We start from the raw sequence: 16,999 nt of genomic DNA on the forward strand, positions 1-16,999 counted from the left end.
TGGCGGCTCTACCTGTAGGAGCGAGCTTGCTCGCGAACGCGTTGCACCCTGGGTTATCGGAGTGAAGCGGGTTCGCGAGCAAGCTCGCTCCTACGAAGAGCCAAGCGATGGCTTCAGCCAAGTAGGGCGCATAAAGGGAACGCGTTATCCGCCGTTGCCTCGCGGCGGATAACGCTGGCGCGTATTGCGCCCTACAAAGCCGGCGTCAGGCCGGCGCTTCTTCCAGTTCGACCAGCGCCGTGCCTTCCGACACCAGTTCGCCTTCGCTGCAATACAGCGATTTCACCACGCCGGCGTGCGGCGCGCGAATGCTGTGTTCCATTTTCATCGCTTCGAGCACCACCAGCGCGGCGCCGGCTTCGACGCTCTGGCCGGGTTCCACCAGAATGCGCACGATGCTGCCGTTCATCGGCGCGCCCAGGCCGCCCTGGTGCGAGTGGGCGGCTTCGGCCTCGGCGATGGCGTCGAAACGCTGCACGGCCACCAGCTCGCCGTTCCACTCCAGGTAGAGGCTGTCGCCGCGGCGGATCACCTGGTGGCGGCGGCGCAGTTCGCCGTCCTTCACATCCAGCCACTGGCCATCGAGCTGGGCGATGCGCTGCCCATCGGCATGGCGCAGGCGCACTACTTGCGATTCACCCTTGGCCAGCAGGTGCAGGTCGGTTTCGCCTGGCAGGCCGCTGCGCCAACCGCTCTGGGCGGACCACGGCGAGTGGGCGTCGTCGCCACGCACGCGGGCGGCTTCGCTCTGTACCCAGGCTTCGCCGGCCAGTTGCCAGAAGCGCTCGGGCAGGGCGGTCGGAGCGGGCAGCAGGGCATCCTGGTAGCGGGCGATGAAGCCGGTATCCAGTTCGCCGTCGGCGAAGGCCGGGTGGGCCAGTACGCGGCGCAGGAAGGCCAGGTTGGTCTTGAAGCCGCCAACCGCGGTTTCCGCCAGCATCGACAGCAGGCGCTGACGCGCTTCCTCGCGGTTCTCGCCCCAGGCGATCAGCTTGGCCAGCATCGGGTCGTAGAACGGCGAGATGTCGTCACCCTCGCGGATGCCGCTGTCGGTCCGGCGGCCGGGGCCGGCGGCGGGTTCGCGGTACAGCGCGAGGTGACCGCTGGCCGGCAGGAAGCCGCCTTCAGGGTCTTCGGCGTAGAGGCGCACTTCGATGGCGTGGCCGTTCAGCGGCACCTGTTCCTGGGTGATCGGCAGCGGCTCGCCACGGGCGACGCGGATCTGCCAGGCGACCAGGTCGAGGCCGGTGATGGCTTCGGTGACCGGGTGCTCGACCTGCAGGCGGGTGTTCATTTCCATGAAGAAGAACTGGCCGCTGCCTTCGTCGTAGAGGAATTCGACGGTGCCGGCACCGACGTAGCCGATGGCCTGGGCTGCGCGTACAGCGGACTCGCCCATGGCGGCGCGCAGTTCGGCGGAGAGGCCCGGAGCCGGCGCTTCCTCGACGACTTTCTGGTGGCGACGCTGGATCGAGCAATCGCGCTCGTTGAGGTACAGGCAGTGGCCGTGCTGGTCGGCAAACACCTGGATTTCCACGTGGCGCGGCTTGGTCAGGTACTTCTCCACCAGCATGCGCGAGTCGCCGAAACCGGACTGCGCTTCACGCTGGGCGGATTCCAGCGCCTCGGCCAGTTCGGCCTCGCGCTCGACCACTTTCATGCCCTTGCCGCCACCGCCGGCAGCGGCCTTGAGCAGCACCGGGTAGCCGATGCGCTGCGCTTCGCGCTGGAAGGTGGCGTAGTCCTGAGCCTCGCCATGGTAGCCGGGCACCAGCGGTACGCCGGCGGTTTCCATCAGGGCCTTGGCCGCGGACTTGCTGCCCATGGCGTCGATGGCGCTGGCCGGCGGACCAAGGAACACCAGCCCGGCCTCTTCGCAGGCGCGGGCGAAGCCGGCGTTCTCCGAGAGGAAGCCGTAGCCGGGGTGGATGGCCTGGGCGCCGGCAGCTTTCGCGGCGGCCAGCACAGCGTCGGCGCGCAGGTAGCTTTCAGCGGGCTTGGCGCCGCCCAGGTCGATGGCGATGTCCGCCTCTTCGACGTGGCGGGCGTTGCGGTCGGTGGCGCTGTGCACGGCCACGGTGGTCAGGCCCAGGGCCTTGGCGGTGCGCATCACGCGGCAGGCGATTTCGCCGCGGTTGGCCACCAGCAGGGTATCGATCTTCTTCATCAGACTTGCTCCTGCCAGGCCGGTTTGCGTTTCTCCAGGAAGGCGCGCAGGCCTTCCTGCCCCTCGGGGCTGATGCGGATGCGGGCGATGGCGGCTTCGGTGTAGCGGCGGCGTTCGGGAGTGAGTTCGCCGGCGCCGATTTCGTGGAACAGCGCCTTGCAGGCGACCAGGGCCGCCGGGCTGTTGTTCAGCAGGTTGGCGATCCAGGCTTCGGCCTCATCGTCCAGTTCGGCAGCCGGATAGTGTTCATCGACCAGGCCCAGCTCGCGGGCACGGATGCCGCTGAAGCGCTCGGCGGTCATGGCGTAGCGAGTCGCGGCGCGCTGGCCGATGGCCTTGGTGACGAAGGGGCCGATGGTGGCCGGGATCAGCCCGATGCGCACTTCCGACAGGCAGAACTGCGCGTCCTCGGCGGCCAGCACCATATCGCAGCAGGCGGTCAGGCCGACGCCACCGCCGAAGGCCGCGCCCTGGACGATGGCGAGGGTCGGCTTGCTCAGCTGGTGCAGGTTGTAGAGCAGCTCGGCCAGTTGCTGGGCGTCGTTCAGATTGCCCTGGTAGTCCAGCTTCACCGATTCCTGCATCCACGCCAGGTCCGCGCCGCCGCAGAAGTGCTTGCCGCGTCCACGCAGTACCAGCAGGCGTACGCGCTCATCGTTGGCCACGGCGTCCAGTGCCTGGATCAGCTCGGCGATGGTCCGGGCGTTGAAGGCGTTGTTCTTCTCCGGGCGGTTCAGCCACAGGCTGGCGACGCCGCGCGGGTCGATATCGAGCTCAATGTTTTCGAAAGTAGTCATTAGGGACTCCTGGGCCGCAGGCTGCAGGCCACAAGCTGCAGGCGAGAACTCTCTTGCCTGCCGCCTGAAGCCTGCTGCCTGCCGCCGCTTACATCCTGAATACGCCGAAGCGGGTCGCTTCGACAGGCGCGTTGAGCGAGGCTGAGAGGGCGAGGCCGAGCACGTCGCGGGTCTGCGCCGGGTCGATCACGCCGTCGTCCCACAGGCGCGCGCTGGAGTAGTATGGGTGACCCTGGCGCTCGTACTGTTCGAGGATCGGCGCCTTGATCTTCGCTTCGTCTTCGGCGGACAGCGCGTTGCCGGCGCGTTCGGTCTGCTCGCGCTTGACCTGGGCCAGCACGCCGGCGGCCTGTTCGCCGCCCATCACGCCGATCCGCGCGTTGGGCCACATCCACAGGAAGCGCGGGTCGTAGGCGCGGCCGCACATGCCGTAGTTACCAGCGCCGAAGCTGCCGCCGATGATCACGGTGAACTTCGGCACCTGGGCGCAGGCCACCGCGGTGACCAGCTTGGCGCCGTGCTTGGCGATGCCGCCGGCCTCGTACTTCTGGCCGACCATGAAGCCGGTGATGTTCTGCAGGAACACCAGCGGGATGCCGCGCTGGCAGGCCAGTTCGATGAAGTGCGCGCCTTTCTGCGCGGCTTCGGCGAAGAGGATGCCGTTGTTGGCGAGGATCGCTACCGGGTAGCCGTGCAGGTGGGCGAAGCCGCACACCAGGGTGGTGCCGAACAGCGCCTTGAACTCGTCGAATTCGCTGCCGTCGACCAGCCGCGCGATGATCTCGCGCACGTCGAAGGGCTGCTTGCTGTCCACCGGGATCACGCCGTACAGCTCGTCGCTGGCGTACAGCGGGGCGCGCGGGGCGCGGGTGTTGAGCTTGCCCTGCTTGCTCCAGTTGAGGTTGGCGATGCAGCGGCGGGCGATGGCCAGCGCGTGCTCGTCGTCCTCGGCGTAGTGATCGGCGACGCCGGAAGTCTTGCAGTGCACGTCGGCGCCGCCGAGGTCCTCGGCGCTCACCACTTCACCGGTGGCGGCCTTCACCAGCGGCGGGCCAGCGAGGAAGATGGTGGCCTGGTTGCGTACCATGATGGTCTCGTCGCTCATCGCCGGCACGTAGGCGCCGCCGGCGGTGCAGGAGCCCATCACCACGGCGATCTGCGGGATGCCCTGGGCGCTCATGTTGGCCTGGTTGAAGAAGATCCGGCCGAAGTGCTCGCGGTCGGGGAACACCTCGTCCTGGCGCGGCAGGTTGGCGCCGCCCGAATCCACCAGGTAGATGCACGGCAGGCGGTTCTGCTGGGCGATGGTCTGGGCGCGCAGGTGCTTCTTCACGGTCAGCGGGTAGTAGCTGCCGCCTTTTACCGTGGCGTCGTTGCCGACGATCATGCATTCGACGCCTTCCACCCGGCCGATGCCGGCAACCACGCCGGCGGCGGCGACGTCTTCGCCGTACACGTCATGGGCGGCGAGGGCGGAGACTTCGAGGAAGGGCGAGCCGGCGTCGAGCAGGCGGTTGATGCGTTCGCGCACCAAGAGCTTGCCGCGCGCGGTGTGCTTGGCCTGGGCGGCGGCGCCGCCGCCTTCATGGACGCGGCCGAGGACGGTGCGCAGGTCCTGGACGTTCTCCAGCATGGTCGCGGCGTTGGCGGCGTATTCCGGGGAACGGGTGTTGAGTTGGGTGCCGAGGATGGTCATGGCGGACTCCGTCCGAGCTGCAGGCTTCATGCTGCAGGCGGCAGGCAGGCCTGGAGCCTATGGCCTGCCGCCTGTAGCCGCTGTTATTTCGTTTCGTTGAACAGCTCGCGGCCGATCAGCATGCGGCGGATTTCGCTGGTGCCGGCGCCGATCTCGTAGAGCTTGGCGTCGCGCAGCAGGCGGCCGGTGGGGAACTCGTTGATGTAGCCGTTGCCGCCGAGAATCTGGATGGCGTCCAGGGCCATCTGGGTCGCGCGTTCGGCGGTGTAGAGGATCACCCCGGCGGCGTCCTTGCGGGTGGTCTCGCCACGGTCGCAGGCCTGGGCCACCGCGTACAGGTAGGCGCGGCTGGCGTTGAGCTGGGTGTACATGTCGGCGACCTTGCCCTGGATCAGCTGGAACTCGCCGATGCTCTGGCCGAACTGCTTGCGGTCGTGGATATAGGGGACGATCACGTCCATGCAGGCCTGCATGATGCCGATCGGGCCGCCGGCGAGGACCACACGCTCGTAGTCCAGGCCGCTCATCAGCACCTTCACGCCGCCGTTGACCGCGCCCAGCACGTTCTCTTCCGGCACTTCCACGTCATCGAAGAACAGCTCGCAGGTGTTCGAGCCGCGCATGCCCAGCTTGTCGAACTTGCTGCCACGGCTGAAGCCTTTCCAGTCGCGCTCGACGATGAATGCGGTGATGCCGTGGGCGCCTTTTTCCGGCTCGGTCTTGGCGTAGATCACATAGGTGTTGGCGTCCGGGCCGTTGGTGATCCAAGTCTTGCTGCCGTTCAGCACGAAACGGTCGCCGCGCTTCTCGGCGCGCAGCTTCATCGATACCACGTCGGAGCCGGCGTTGGGCTCGCTCATGGCCAGGGCGCCGATGTGCTCGCCGCTGATCAGCTTGGGCAGGTACTTGGCCTTCTGCTCGGCATTGCCGTTGCGCTTGATCTGGTTGACGCACAGGTTGGAGTGCGCGCCGTAGGACAGGCCGACCGACGCCGAGCCGCGGCTGATCTCCTCGATGGCGATGACGTGGGCCAGGTAGCCCATGTTGGCGCCGCCGTACTCCTCCGCGACGGTGATGCCGAGCAGGCCCATGTCGCCGAACTTCTTCCACATGTCCATGGGGAACAGGTTGTCCGCATCGATCTGCGCGGCGCGCGGGGCGAGTTCGCTGGCGACGAAGCCCTGCACCTGCTCGCGCAGCATGTCGATGGTTTCGCCGAGGCCGAAGTTGAGGGAGGGGTAGCTCATGGAATCACCTGTACTTGTATTTGTAATCGGATGAGAGAGCGGGCAGGGCGGCGAGATCAGCTCGTGGCGCGCTGCTTGCGGGGTTTGTCGGTCTCGGCCATGGCCGCCAGGCAGCGCTCCTCGGCCGTGTCCAGTTCCAGTTTCATCTGCTCGATGTCGAGCAGTTGCTGTTCCAGCTGCGCGCGGCGCGCGGTGATCTTGTCGAGGAAGGTCTGCAGCTGCTTGGTGTTGCCGCTGCTGGGATCGTAGAGGTCGATCAGCTCCTTGCACTCGGCCAGCGAGAAGCCGATGCGCTTGCCGCGCAGGATCAGCTTCAGGGCCACCAGGTCCTTGGCGCTGTAGATGCGCTCCTGGCCACGGCGCTCGGGGCTGAGCATCCCCTGTTCCTCGTAGAAGCGAATGGCGCGGGTGGTGACGTCCAGTTCGCGGGCCAGCTCGGAGATGGTGTAGGTCGTGGGCATGGGAATGTTCTTGCTCGGTCGTTTACCTTTACGTTAACGTAAACCTGCCTTGAGTCACTGTCAACACAACGCGGAGGCGACGCGAAAGGGGAGATGCACGGGGGAGTGGCGCGGGAATTGCCTCGTGCTTGCCTGCGAACCTTCCTACCGAGGGCTTCCCCTTTACTGACGCTGTCTGCGGGTGTACACAGCCCTGACCAGCCTGCGAGTTCCGCGCCCCTATCTCCCTGAAAAGGTGCACGGAACCTACCGGAGCGATGCATGACTACAAGAACAATAAGCGGCGACCTGCTGCGTGAAGCCCACTTGGCCCGTGAACGCCTGCAACAGGAAGGCGAGGTCCCCAGCGGCGTGCTCCGCGAGGAAATCGACGCCTCCTGGCGGCGCAGCCTCGGTCACGGCCTGGACTGCGCCAGCGGCACCGAACACGGCCTCGAGACGCGGGTCAAACCTGACGTGCTGCTGGCCGGCAATCGCCTGCTGCTCGACGCCGCCACCCCCGAACTCGATTATCTGCACCAGCGCCAGGGTCACGATGGCGTGATCATCCTGGCCAACGCCGACGCCACCATCCTGTCCGTCGAAGGCGCGCGCGAGCGCATGCAGAGCAAGGGCCTGGCCGATATCGTCCAGGGCGCCTGCTGGAGCGAGGCCTCGCGTGGCACCAACGCCCTGGGCACCGCGCTGGTGGAAAAGCGCGCCACACAGATCGACTGCGGCGAACACTTCCTCGATCGCCTGAGCCGTTTCTCCTGCACCTCAGTGCCCATCGAAGGGCCGCAGGGCACGCTGCTCGGCGTGCTCGACATGACTCGCGAAGGGCCGCTCTCCGGCCCGCGCGAAAGCCTTTCGCTGCTCAGCCTCGCGGTGTTCCAGATCGAGGCGCGGCTGTTCGCCGTCAGCCATCCGGGGCAGGTGGTGATCGCCTTCCATTACCGTCGCCAGTACCTGGATTCCGCCTGGCAGGGCCTGCTGGCGCTGGGGCTGGACGGCAAGGTGCTGGCCGTCAGCAGCCAGGCCTGCCAGCTACTCGGCGCCCACCGCGAAAGCCTGGTGGGCCGGCGCAGCGAAGACTTCCTCGGCCTGCGCGGCGACCAGCTGCTCGGCCGCCTCTACCAGGGCGGCGTCGGCAGCCTGCAGACGCCCAAGGGCGAGCTGTTCTACAAGACGCTGCAGGCGCCGCTGCGCAGCCACGCGGTGCCGGTCAGCGCCCGCGCCCCGCGCCCGGCCGCCGGTCCCGAACTCGAAGCCCTGGCCGGCAGCCATCCACGCTACGCCCGTGCCCTGCGCATGGCGCGCCAGGGGTTGGTGAACGAACTGCCCGTGTTGCTGCTGGGGGAGACCGGCAGCGGTAAGGAGGTGGTCGCCCGTGCCCTGCACCAAGCCAGCGCGCGCAGCGACAAGCCCTTCGTTGCGGTGAACTGCGCGGCGATTCCCGAAGGCCTGATCGAATCCGAACTGTTTGGTTACCGCGACGGCGCCTTCACCGGCTCGCGCCGTGGCGGCATGGTCGGTCGGCTGCAGCAGGCTCACGGCGGCACGCTGTTCCTCGACGAGATCGGCGACATGCCGCTGGCGCTGCAGGCGCGCCTGTTGCGTGTGCTGCAGGAGCGCAAGGTGGCACCGCTGGGTGCCGGCGAGGAGCAGGACATCGACGTCGCGCTGATCTGCGCCACCCACCGCGACCTCAAGCGGCTGGTGGAGGAAAAACACTTCCGCGAAGACCTCTACTACCGCGTCAACGGCATCAGCGTGAAGCTGCCGGCGCTGCGCGAGCGCGACGATCTCGCCGAACTCGCCAGCAGCCTGCTGATCCGCCTGGGCGCGCCCAGGGTGAAGCTTTCCGCCGAGTTGCTCGGGCTGCTGAGCGAGTATCACTGGCCAGGGAACATCCGCCAGCTGGAGATGGTCCTGCGCACGGCGCTGGCGATGCGTGAGGATGGCGAGGACGAGCTGTGCCTCGATCACCTGCCCGACAGCACCCTGGACGAACTCGCCGCTGGCGAGCGCCCGCAGAGCGGCAGCATCCGCGAGAACGAACTGGAGCTGATCCGCCAGGCGCTGGAGCGCCACCAGGGCAACGTCTCCGCTGCTGCCGACGCGCTGGGAATCAGTCGCGCCACGCTGTACCGCAAGCTCAAGCAACTCAAGGTGGGCTGATGTTCGTTACCCGCCTTATCGAGAGCGACGACCCGCAGGCGCTCAAGGCCTCGCTGCGCTGGCTGTACGGTTTCGTGCGGCCGCACAAGGCGGCCATTGCCGGGCTGCTCGGGTTGTCGTTCTGCGCCTCGATCCTGGTGCTCGCGCAACCCTGGTTGACCAAGACGCTGATCGACGACGGCCTGCTGGCGAAGGACTTCCCGGTGCTGGTGATGGTGGCCGGCGCGATGATCGTCGTCGGCCTGGTCGGCACGGCGCTGTCCGGCCTGAACCGCTACCTGCACACGCGCCTGTCCGGGCGCATCCTGTTTTCCCTGCGTGACGCGCTGTACCGTCACTTGCAGACCCTGTCGCCGAGCTTCTTCGGCCGCCGACGCATCGGCGACCTGATGTCCCGGCTCGACGGCGATGTCGCCGAGATCCAGCGCTTCGCCGTGGATTCGCTGTTCTCTGCCGTTTCCAGCGTGATCGGCCTGGTCGGCGCGTTGGTGCTGCTGCTTACGCTGTCGTGGAAACTCTCGCTGCTGGTGGCGCTGCTGATCCCGCTGGACGTGCTCTGGCTGCGCTGGATGCGGCGCAAGGTGGAGCGCGAGGCGCGCGGCCTGCGCGAGCGTTCGGCAGACCTCTCGTCATTCTTCGTCGAGACGCTGCCGGCGATGAAGTTCATTCAGTCCGCCGGCCAGCAGTCCCGCGAATCCGGGCGCCTGGAAGGGCTGGGGCAGGGCTACCTCGGCCAGTTGCTGCGCCTGCAGCTGACCGAATTCTTCACCCAGGCAGTGCCCGGCACGCTGATGTCACTGTCCCGCGCCTGTGCCTTCCTGGTCGGCGGTTACTGGGTAGTGCAGGGCACCTGGCAGCTGGGCTCGCTGATCGCCTTTTCCACCTATCTGGGCATGGCCATCGGGCCGGTGCAGAGCCTGCTCGGCCTGTACGTCGCGCTGCAGCGCATGACGGTCAGCCTTGGTCGGGTGATGGAACTGCGCGGCGAAGAGGCAACCATCGTTTCACCCGCTGCGCCCCGGCCGATGCCGTCGGTCGGCGAGCTGCGCCTGGACAACCTGTACTACGCCTGGCCGGGCCGTGCGCAGCCGGTGCTGCAGGCTGTGCAAGCGGTGATTCCCGCCGGTCTCAAGGTCGCACTGAGCGGCCCGTCCGGCGTCGGCAAAAGTACCCTGATCGATCTGTTGCAACGCTTCTACGACCCCGACGAGGGCAGCATCCTGCTGGACGGCGTGGACCTGCGCGAACTCGACCTGCACGCCCTGCGCCGGCGTGTAGCGGTGGTCAGCCAGGATATCGTGCTGTTCCGCGGCAGCCTGGCCGACAACCTGGCCTATAGCGCACCCGAGTCGAGCCGCGAAGCCATCGACAGGGCCGCCCGCGCGGCGCAGCTGGACAGCCTGATCGCCAGCCTGCCCGAGGGCCTCGACAGCCCGCTGGGCGAGCGCGGCCAGCAGCTTTCCGGTGGGCAGAAACAACGCATCGCCATCGCCCGCGCGCTGTTGCAGGACCCGCTGATCCTGGTGCTGGACGAGGCCACTTCGCAGGTGGACGAGAGCACCGAGCGCGAGGTGATTGCTGCCATCGACCGCTTGTTCGCCGGGCGCACGCGGCTTTTGATCAGTCACCGTACGTCGACACTGGCGGCAGCCGACCTGCATCTGGAGCTGCAGGAAGGGCGGATGCGCGTGCGCGAAGCGCAGCCGGTGCAGCGACATGAAGCCTGAGCTGCGGGTTGGGGTGGTCGACAGTGGTTTTGCCGAGTCGCATTCAGCGAGCGTGAGCGCTGCGCGACGTTTCTTCCTCACCGACACCGGCCATGCCGAGGGCGAGCCCCTGGTGGATGCCCTTGGCCACGGAAGCGCTGTCTGCGAAGCCATTCTTTCCCATGCGCCGAGTGTCCGTCTGTCTGTCGCCCAGGTCTTCGATGAGCGCGGTGTAACCAGCCCGTTGCAGATCGCCGCCGCACTGCACTGGCTCGGCGAGCAGGGGGTGCGGGTGATCAACCTGAGCCTGGGCGTGCGCCAGGACCGGCCGATCCTGCGTGATGCGGTGGCGGAATTGGTGGAGACGGGCGTGATCGTTTGCGCGTCTAGCCCGGCGCGGGGCGAGTCGGTGTTCCCTGCGGGCTATCCCGGTGTAATTCGAGTGACGGGTGATGCGCGCTGCGGTGAAAAAGAGTGGTCCTGGCTGGATAGCCCGCAGGCGGATTTCGGTGCGGCGGTGAAGGTGGCCGGGCGTTCCGGGGCGAGCCTGGGGTGTGCAGCCTTCAGCGGCCATCTGGCGGCGCTGCTTGCGGAGCGGTCGGAGCTTTCGAATGTGCAGATCATTGAGGTGATGCGCGAGCGGGCGGTTTTTCGGGGGATCGAGCGGAAGGTGAGTTTGTGAGTCATGGTCGAGTTTTTGCCCCTCACCCCAACCCTCTCCCGGAGGGAGAGGGAGCCGTCCTCTGCAAGCGTTCACTACGCAGACTTTCCCGCGGCCTTCTATGTGCGCAGAAACTCCCATGCACGCCGATCAGCCCCCTCTCCCTCTGGGAGAGGGCTAGGGTGAGGGCCTCCGTAGCATGAGCGAGCTCCCGATTCTGATCCTCGGCGCCGGCCCCGCCGGAGCCACCGTCGCGCTTGGCCTGCGCCGTCTCGGCCATGCCGTCACCGTGATCAGCGAGTGGCGTCGCTTTGCCGCCGTCGAAGGCGTCTCCCAGCGTGTGCTCGAAGGCCTGCGCAATTCCGGCTTGAAGCACGCACTGGAATGCGCCGCGCCACCGTCACAGCGTCGCGTGCGCTGGAACGGCGTGGAAAGCGCGCAGAACATCGAATGCATCCTCGACCGCCCGCGCTTCGATGTGGGACTGCGCGAGGACCTGAAAGAAGCCGGCGTCGAATTGGTCGAAGCCCAGGTGCTGGCGGTGGCGGAAGAAGGCCCCGGCTGGCGCGTGAAACTCGACAATGGCCGGGAAGTGCAGGGTACTTTTCTGGTCGAAGCCCGGGGGCGGCAGGCGCCGCTGAACCAGAAGGGCATGAAAGCCCGGCGCGGCCCGGAAACCCTCAGCCTGCTCAACCGCTGGCAGGGCGAGCCCGGCCCGCTGGCGACGGCGGTGGAAAGCCTGGCCGATGGCTGGGCGTGGATGGCGCGGCTGGAGGATGGGCGCTGCTACTGGCAACTGACCCTGGACGTCGCCAGCAGCCAGTTGCCGCCGCGCGAGCAGTTGCTCGCCTACTGCCGCGAGCGCCGCGCCACGTCGCAGCTGGTCCGGCAATTCTTCGGGGATGCCGAGGAGCGTGAACTGGACCTGCACGCCCGCAGCAGCACGGCGATCCTCTGCCTGGAAGCCTGTGGCGACACCTGGATTCGCGTGGGCGATGCGGCGATGGCGGTGGACCCGTTGTCCGGCAATGGCATCTTCCAGTCGCTGTCGTCGGCGTTGCAGGCGCCGCTGGTGATCAACACCTTGCTGCGTGCGCCGGAGCGCGCGGAGTTGGCCCGGCGCTTCCACCAGCAACGGGTCGAGCAACTGTTCCTGCGCTTTGCCCGTGTCGGCCGCGACTTCTATGCCAGCGAAAATCAATGGACCGACCAGCCGTTCTGGCAAGCGCGCCGCGCCTGGCCGGACGAGCAGCCGAGCCATGTGCCGACGGACTTCGCCAGCCTGCGCATCGAACGAGCGCCCGTGCTGAAGGGCGAGTTCGTCGACGAGGCGGAGGTGGTGGTCAGCGCCGACCAGCCGCTGGGCATCTGGCATCTGGATGGCCTGGAGCTGGCGCCCTGGCTGCGGCGGCTACGCACGGAGCCCGAGGGCCAGGTGCTGGCGGACTTGCCGCCGGAGCGTCGCCGGGCCTTCCAGGGCTGGCTGCTGTCTCAGGGCTATCGGCCGCAGCTTTAACCACTTCACGGATTTTCGAGGCTGCGCTGGGCGATGATGCACGGCTGCCCGATGGAGAATCCCATGGCCTTCCTGCGATCCGCCTTTGCCCTGTCGCTGATCCTGCTGACGCTCTTCGATACTTCGCTCGCGGCTTCGACGTCGGCGACCGATGCCGCCAGCGCGGAACGCTTCCTGCGCCAGCTGTACGCCAGCTATTCGCCGGACGGCCCGGGCGTGCCGAACAAGACGCTGAAGGAAGAGGACGTCTACGATGCCTCGCTGATCGCCCTGATGAAAGCCGACCAGGACGCCGCCGGAGGCGAGCTGGGCTACCTCGGTGGGGACCCGCTGTGCGATTGCCAGGACTGGGGCGATATCAAGGTGAAGTCGCTGGATTTTGCCGCGGTGGACGACGAACGCCTGAAGGCCCGGGTGGTGCTCAAGGACGCACTGACCGGAGAGGACCGCGATCTTGGCCTGCTGTTGCATCGCACGGCCGGGGGCTGGCTGGTCGAAGACTGCTTCAATGAGCAGGGCAGCCTGGCGGAGAACCTGCGGCATAGCACACAGGAACTCCTGCGCTTGAAGAAGGATGCGGCCAAGCCCTGATATCGCAGGGCTCGGATCGTTGTTGGCAGGAGCGTAGGAGCGGACTTCGTCCGCGATAGGTCTGCATCGCGCCGGACACCATCGCGGACGGAGTCCGCTCCTACGCGAGCACTGGCTTACTTGCGGTCGATCCCCACGGTCTGCGGGGTGGTGAACTCGCGCAGGCCGAAGCCTGTAGGGCGCATAACCTGTTCCAGGTCATGCGCCCTACGTTCAGAAGAGCGGCGCGGCCAAGCCCTGATATCGCGCTGACATCCCGGTGGGTTCGCGAGCAAGCTCGCTCCTACAAGAAACACGCCGGCGCCCCCCCCTGTAGGAGCGAGCTTGCTCGCGAACCGCACGGCACATCAACCGTCCACCTGCAAACACAAAGCCCCCTCTACCGCCAGGCGGTAGAGGGGGCTTTTTGACTGGCGTGGCTTACTTGCGGTCGATCCACACGGTCTGCGGGTTGGTGAATTCGCGCAGGCCGAAGTGCGACAGCTCGCGGCCGAAACCGCTCTTCTTCACGCCGCCGATCGGTACGCGGGGATCGGAAGCGGAGAAGCCGTTGATGAACACGCCACCGCTGACCAGGCGACGGGCCATGTGCTGGGCCTTGGCCTTGTCGGCAGTCCAGATCGCGCCGGAGAGGCCGAACTCGCTGTCGTTGGCCAGCTCCAGGGCGTGCTCGGCGTCGCGGGCGACGATCAGCGAAGCGACCGGTCCGAAGATTTCCTTCTTGAACGCGGTGTTGCCCGGCTGCACGTTGGCCAGCACGGTCGGCGCGTAGTAGTTGCCTTCGCCGTCGAGCTTGTGGCCGCCCAGCAGCAGGGTCGCGCCGTCGGCGATGGCCTGTTGCACCTGGCCGTCCAGCTCGTCGCGCAGGTCGAAGCGGGCCATCGGGCCGACGAAGGTGTCGTCCGCCAGCGGGTCGCCGATCTTCAGTGCCTTGACCGCAGCCAGCAGCTTCTCGGTGAAGGCCGGGGCGATGGATTCTTCGAGGATCATGCGCTTGGCGGCGATGCACACCTGGCCGCAGTTGCCGAAGCGGCTGGCGACAGCGGCTTTCACGGCGGCGTCGAGGTCGGCGTCGGCGAGCACGATGAAGGCGTCGGAACCGCCCAGCTCCAGCACGCACTTCTTCAGCGCGGCACCGGCCTGGGAGGCGATGGCGGCGCCTGCGCCGACACTGCCGGTCACGGCGATGGAAGCGATGCGGTCATCGGCGATGGCCTTGGAAACCAGCGGCGGCTCGACGTTCAGTACCTCGAACACGCCTTCCGGCAGGCCGGCCTGCAGCCAGGCGTCGCGCAGCTGATAGGCGCAACCCATGACGTTCGGCGCGTGCTTGAGCACGTAGGTGTTGCCGCCGAGGATGATGCTCACCGCGCCGCGCATGACCTGCCAGGTGGGGAAGTTCCACGGCATCACGGCCAGCACCGGGCCCAGCGGCAGGTAGGAGATGTACGCGCCCTCGATGCTGGTCTTCTCGTCTTCGAGCATGGCCGGGCCGTTGTCGGCGTACCACTCGCAGAGGTTGGCGCACTTGTTGATTTCGCCCCGCGCCTGGGTGACCGGCATGCCCATTTCCTGGGCTTCCATGCGGGCCATCGGCTCGACGTTGGCGCGCAGTACTTCGGCCATCTTGCGCAGCACGGCGACACGTTCGGCGATGCTGGTGTCGCGCCATTGGCGGAACGCGGCATCGGTGCGGGCCAGCGAGGTTTCCAGCTGGGCGGCGTCTTCGAAGGTGTAGCGGGCCAGTTCCTGGCCGGTGGCGGGGCTGCGGGAGATGGCAGCGGGGATGGCGGCAATCTGGTTCATGGTGAGTCCTGCTTGTTCTGTTGAGGGGCCGCAAGGCCGGTCGTTCGTCCGGGCGAGTAGCTCCGGGATGGCGCAGAAATTAAGATGCGCAACCATTCATGTAAAATGAATAATCAAGAAAGACTCTTTCTCTCGGAGAGAATCATGGATCTCACCCAACTGGAAATCGTCCGCGCCGTCGCCAACGAAGGCAGCATCACCGCCGCCGCCGCCCGTCTGCATCGCGTGCCGTCGAACCTGACTACGCGGATCAAGCAACTGGAGGCCGAGCTGGGCACCGAATTGTTTATCCGCGAGAAGCTGCGCCTGCGCCTGTCGCCGACGGGTCGCAGCTTCCTCGAGTACGCCGAGCGCATCCTCGATCTGGTGGAAGAGGCCAGGCAGGTGGCGGTGGGTGCCGAGCCCCATGGCGGTTTTTCCCTGGGCTCGATGGAAAGCACGGCAGCGGTGCGCATCCCGGAGATGCTGGCGCGCTATCACCAGCAGTGCCCGAAGGTGCAGCTGGATCTTTCCACCGGCCCCTCGGGCGAGATGATCGACGGGGTGCTCTCCGGGCGCTTCATCGCCGCCTTCGCCGACGGTCCGGCCAATCACCCGCAACTGGACGGCAAGCCGGTGTACCACGAGGAGCTGGTGCTGATGAGCGCCCGGCACCATGCGCCGGTGCACGATGCGCGGGACGTGGCGGGGGAGACGGTGTTCGCCTTCCGCGATACCTGCTCCTACCGCAAGCGCCTGGAAGGCTGGTTCGCCGAGCACCGCGTGGTGCCGGGCAAGATCATGGAGATGGAGTCCTACCACGGCATGCTCGCCTGCATCGCGGCGGGCGGTGGCGTGGCGATCATCCCGCGGGCGATGTTCGACAGCCTGGCCGGCGGTCGTAACGTGGCCATCCACCGGCTGGCGCCGCAGCATGCCGACGCGACGACCTGGCTGTTCTGGCGGCGCGGCACCGATACGCCGGCGCTGCGGGCATTTATCGGACTACTGGACGCGCCCCTGGCCGAGGCTGAGGTGGCCTGAGCGCGGGGCTTTGCGCACGCTGTTGCGCCAGCGTTACGTAACGCCTTCGAGACAGCGGTTAAAAATTCGCCAGCGCCTCTTGCGGAGGCTTTGCGCTGCGCTAACGTGAGTCTCTCTGTCCGTCGTGCGAAGGCGGAATACGCCCTTCGCGGCAGGGCGTTTTCCCCGCTGGCCTTCTGCCCGGAGCGCATGATGGAGACACGCAGCAAGAGACGACGCGCCAATGCTTTGCAGATCAGCCTGATGGGCGCGGGGCTGATGCTCCTGGCCCTGCTGCTGGCGGTTTCCCTGGTCAGCCTGTGGCCGCAGTCCTATCCGAAGTTTCCCCCTGCCGGCGCCGTCGGCGACCCTGGCGTGCAATGCCTGCTCGGCTGGTGCCCGGGCGCGGACGCGCGGTTGCTGGTGATGGTCATGGTCGCCGGGGCGCTGGGCAGTTTCGTGCATGTGGCGAAGTCCTTCGGTGATTTCGTCGGCAACGACCGTTTCATGGCCAGCTGGATCTGGTGGTATCTGCTCAAGCCCTGCATCGGCATGGCGCTGGCCCTGATGCTCTACCTGATCGTGCGCGCGCTGCTGCTCATGGTGAATGCCGCCAGTGATGCTGCCAGCGTCAATCTCTACGGATTGATGGCCATGGCCACCCTGGTGGGGATGGCGTCCAAGCAGGGCACCGACAAGTTCGCCGAAGTGCTCGACCGGCTGTTCCGCACCCGGCAGGCCAGAGGTGACGCCCGGCGCAAGGATCAGCTGGAGAATCCCGTGGCGGTCATCAGCGAGGCGCAACCGCCGGTCCTCGATGCCCAGTCGCTTTACGTCACCTTGCGCGGCAGCGGTTTCAGCCGTGGTGCTCGGGTGCAGGTGAACGGCCTGCAGCGCGAGACGTCGCTGGCCGACAGTTCGCGGCTGGCGTTCCAGCTGTTGCCCGAGGATGTGGCCAGCGCCGGCAGCCTGGCCGTGGTGGTGGTCAACCCGCCGCCGGGAGGCGGACCGTCCGCGTCGCTGATGCTGGAGGTGAACGTAGCGCAGGCCGCCGAAGCCGAGGCAGAACCGGCACAGGCCGGGCCGGTGGCGATGGTGGTGGCGTCGGCGGAAGAGGATTCGGCGGTAGCGCTGCACTGAGCCACGAGTGTCTTTGGCTTTTGTAGGAGCGAGCTTGCTCGCGAACCGC

Annotated in this window: 13 protein-coding genes; 7 read left to right on the forward strand and 6 right to left on the reverse strand. The window is 67.1% G+C overall.

The window, feature by feature from the left end:
* Positions 1-205 precede the first annotated feature (205 nt).
* From L6D89_RS11855 to L6D89_RS11875, 5 genes are all read right to left on the reverse strand, one after another.
* Positions 206-2,167 carry an acetyl/propionyl/methylcrotonyl-CoA carboxylase subunit alpha gene (locus L6D89_RS11855; protein WP_236199813.1) on the reverse strand — a complete coding sequence of 654 codons (1,962 nt, stop codon included), beginning with the start codon at positions 2,165-2,167 and terminating at the stop codon, positions 206-208.
* Positions 2,167-2,964: a gamma-carboxygeranoyl-CoA hydratase gene (locus L6D89_RS11860; RefSeq protein WP_236199814.1), complete on the reverse strand. Its 798-nt coding sequence runs from the start codon at positions 2,962-2,964 to the stop codon at positions 2,167-2,169. Before L6D89_RS11860 ends, L6D89_RS11855 begins: the two co-directional genes overlap by 1 nt.
* An 88-nt stretch (positions 2,965-3,052) precedes the next feature.
* A complete protein-coding gene (locus L6D89_RS11865; RefSeq protein WP_236199815.1) occupies positions 3,053-4,660 on the reverse strand; it encodes a carboxyl transferase domain-containing protein in 1,608 nt (535 codons plus the stop codon).
* Positions 4,661-4,743: 83 nt separating this feature from the next.
* Positions 4,744-5,907 carry an isovaleryl-CoA dehydrogenase gene (locus tag L6D89_RS11870; RefSeq protein WP_236199816.1) on the reverse strand — a complete coding sequence of 388 codons (1,164 nt, stop codon included), beginning with the start codon at positions 5,905-5,907 and terminating at the stop codon, positions 4,744-4,746.
* Positions 5,908-5,963: 56 nt separating this feature from the next.
* Positions 5,964-6,368, reverse strand: a complete 405-nt coding sequence (locus L6D89_RS11875) for a MerR family transcriptional regulator (protein ID WP_236199817.1) — start codon at positions 6,366-6,368, stop codon at positions 5,964-5,966.
* A gap of 261 nt (positions 6,369-6,629) precedes the next feature.
* Here L6D89_RS11875 and L6D89_RS11880 point away from each other — a divergent pair, with 261 nt between their 5' ends.
* The 5 genes from L6D89_RS11880 (at position 6,630) to L6D89_RS11900 (ending at position 13,002) form a co-directional block, all read left to right on the forward strand.
* On the forward strand, positions 6,630-8,528 hold the full coding sequence (locus L6D89_RS11880) for a sigma-54-dependent Fis family transcriptional regulator (protein ID WP_236199818.1): 1,899 nt from the start codon (positions 6,630-6,632) through the stop codon (positions 8,526-8,528).
* Positions 8,528-10,255, forward strand: a complete 1,728-nt coding sequence (locus tag L6D89_RS11885) for an ABC transporter ATP-binding protein (protein ID WP_236199819.1) — start codon at positions 8,528-8,530, stop codon at positions 10,253-10,255. Before L6D89_RS11880 ends, L6D89_RS11885 begins: the two co-directional genes overlap by 1 nt.
* Positions 10,245-10,916, forward strand: a complete 672-nt coding sequence (gene qhpE, locus L6D89_RS11890) for a subtilisin-like serine protease QhpE (RefSeq protein WP_236199820.1) — start codon at positions 10,245-10,247, stop codon at positions 10,914-10,916. The genes L6D89_RS11885 and qhpE overlap by 11 nt, the downstream gene beginning before the upstream one ends.
* A 178-nt stretch (positions 10,917-11,094) precedes the next feature.
* Positions 11,095-12,411 carry a flavin-dependent monooxygenase QhpG gene (gene qhpG / locus L6D89_RS11895; protein ID WP_236199821.1) on the forward strand — a complete coding sequence of 439 codons (1,317 nt, stop codon included), beginning with the start codon at positions 11,095-11,097 and terminating at the stop codon, positions 12,409-12,411.
* Between the two features lie 63 nt (positions 12,412-12,474).
* Complete coding sequence (locus L6D89_RS11900; protein ID WP_236199822.1) at positions 12,475-13,002, forward strand: DUF3828 domain-containing protein; 528 nt, start codon at positions 12,475-12,477, stop codon at positions 13,000-13,002.
* A 420-nt stretch (positions 13,003-13,422) separates the two neighbouring features.
* On the opposite strand, the gene L6D89_RS11905 is transcribed toward L6D89_RS11900, so the two are convergent.
* Positions 13,423-14,808, reverse strand: a complete 1,386-nt coding sequence (locus tag L6D89_RS11905; protein ID WP_236175812.1) for an NAD-dependent succinate-semialdehyde dehydrogenase — start codon at positions 14,806-14,808, stop codon at positions 13,423-13,425.
* Between the two features lie 144 nt (positions 14,809-14,952).
* Between L6D89_RS11905 and ptrR the strand changes: the two genes are divergently transcribed.
* Together ptrR and L6D89_RS11915 are read left to right on the forward strand one after the other, a co-directional pair.
* Positions 14,953-15,831, forward strand: coding sequence for a putrescine utilization regulator PtrR (ptrR, locus tag L6D89_RS11910; protein WP_236199823.1), 879 nt, complete (start codon positions 14,953-14,955; stop codon positions 15,829-15,831).
* 192 nt (positions 15,832-16,023) lie between these two features.
* Positions 16,024-16,950, forward strand: a complete 927-nt coding sequence (locus L6D89_RS11915; RefSeq protein ID WP_236175814.1) for a hypothetical protein — start codon at positions 16,024-16,026, stop codon at positions 16,948-16,950.
* Positions 16,951-16,999 lie beyond the last annotated feature (49 nt).

Origin of the sequence: Pseudomonas pseudonitroreducens, from assembly GCF_021603645.1 — a bacterium.
Classification (GTDB): Bacteria; Pseudomonadota; Gammaproteobacteria; order Pseudomonadales; family Pseudomonadaceae; genus Pseudomonas; species Pseudomonas pseudonitroreducens.

Bases quoted from the DNA above. Each gene is read 5' to 3' on its own strand.
- L6D89_RS11855 (WP_236199813.1), bottom strand. From the start codon at position 2,167: ATGAAGAAGATCGATACCCTGCTGGTGGCCAACCGCGGCGAAATCGCC.
- L6D89_RS11860 (WP_236199814.1), bottom strand. From the start codon at position 2,964: ATGACTACTTTCGAAAACATTGAGCTCGATATCGACCCGCGCGGCGTC.
- L6D89_RS11865 (WP_236199815.1), bottom strand. From the start codon at position 4,660: ATGACCATCCTCGGCACCCAACTCAACACCCGTTCCCCGGAATACGCC.
- L6D89_RS11870 (WP_236199816.1), bottom strand. From the start codon at position 5,907: ATGAGCTACCCCTCCCTCAACTTCGGCCTCGGCGAAACCATCGACATG.
- L6D89_RS11875 (WP_236199817.1), bottom strand. From the start codon at position 6,368: ATGCCCACGACCTACACCATCTCCGAGCTGGCCCGCGAACTGGACGTC.
- L6D89_RS11880 (WP_236199818.1), top strand. From the start codon at position 6,630: ATGACTACAAGAACAATAAGCGGCGACCTGCTGCGTGAAGCCCACTTG.
- L6D89_RS11885 (WP_236199819.1), top strand. From the start codon at position 8,528: ATGTTCGTTACCCGCCTTATCGAGAGCGACGACCCGCAGGCGCTCAAG.
- qhpE (WP_236199820.1), top strand. From the start codon at position 10,245: ATGAAGCCTGAGCTGCGGGTTGGGGTGGTCGACAGTGGTTTTGCCGAG.
- qhpG (WP_236199821.1), top strand. From the start codon at position 11,095: ATGAGCGAGCTCCCGATTCTGATCCTCGGCGCCGGCCCCGCCGGAGCC.
- L6D89_RS11900 (WP_236199822.1), top strand. From the start codon at position 12,475: ATGGCCTTCCTGCGATCCGCCTTTGCCCTGTCGCTGATCCTGCTGACG.
- L6D89_RS11905 (WP_236175812.1), bottom strand. From the start codon at position 14,808: ATGAACCAGATTGCCGCCATCCCCGCTGCCATCTCCCGCAGCCCCGCC.
- ptrR (WP_236199823.1), top strand. From the start codon at position 14,953: ATGGATCTCACCCAACTGGAAATCGTCCGCGCCGTCGCCAACGAAGGC.
- L6D89_RS11915 (WP_236175814.1), top strand. From the start codon at position 16,024: ATGGAGACACGCAGCAAGAGACGACGCGCCAATGCTTTGCAGATCAGC.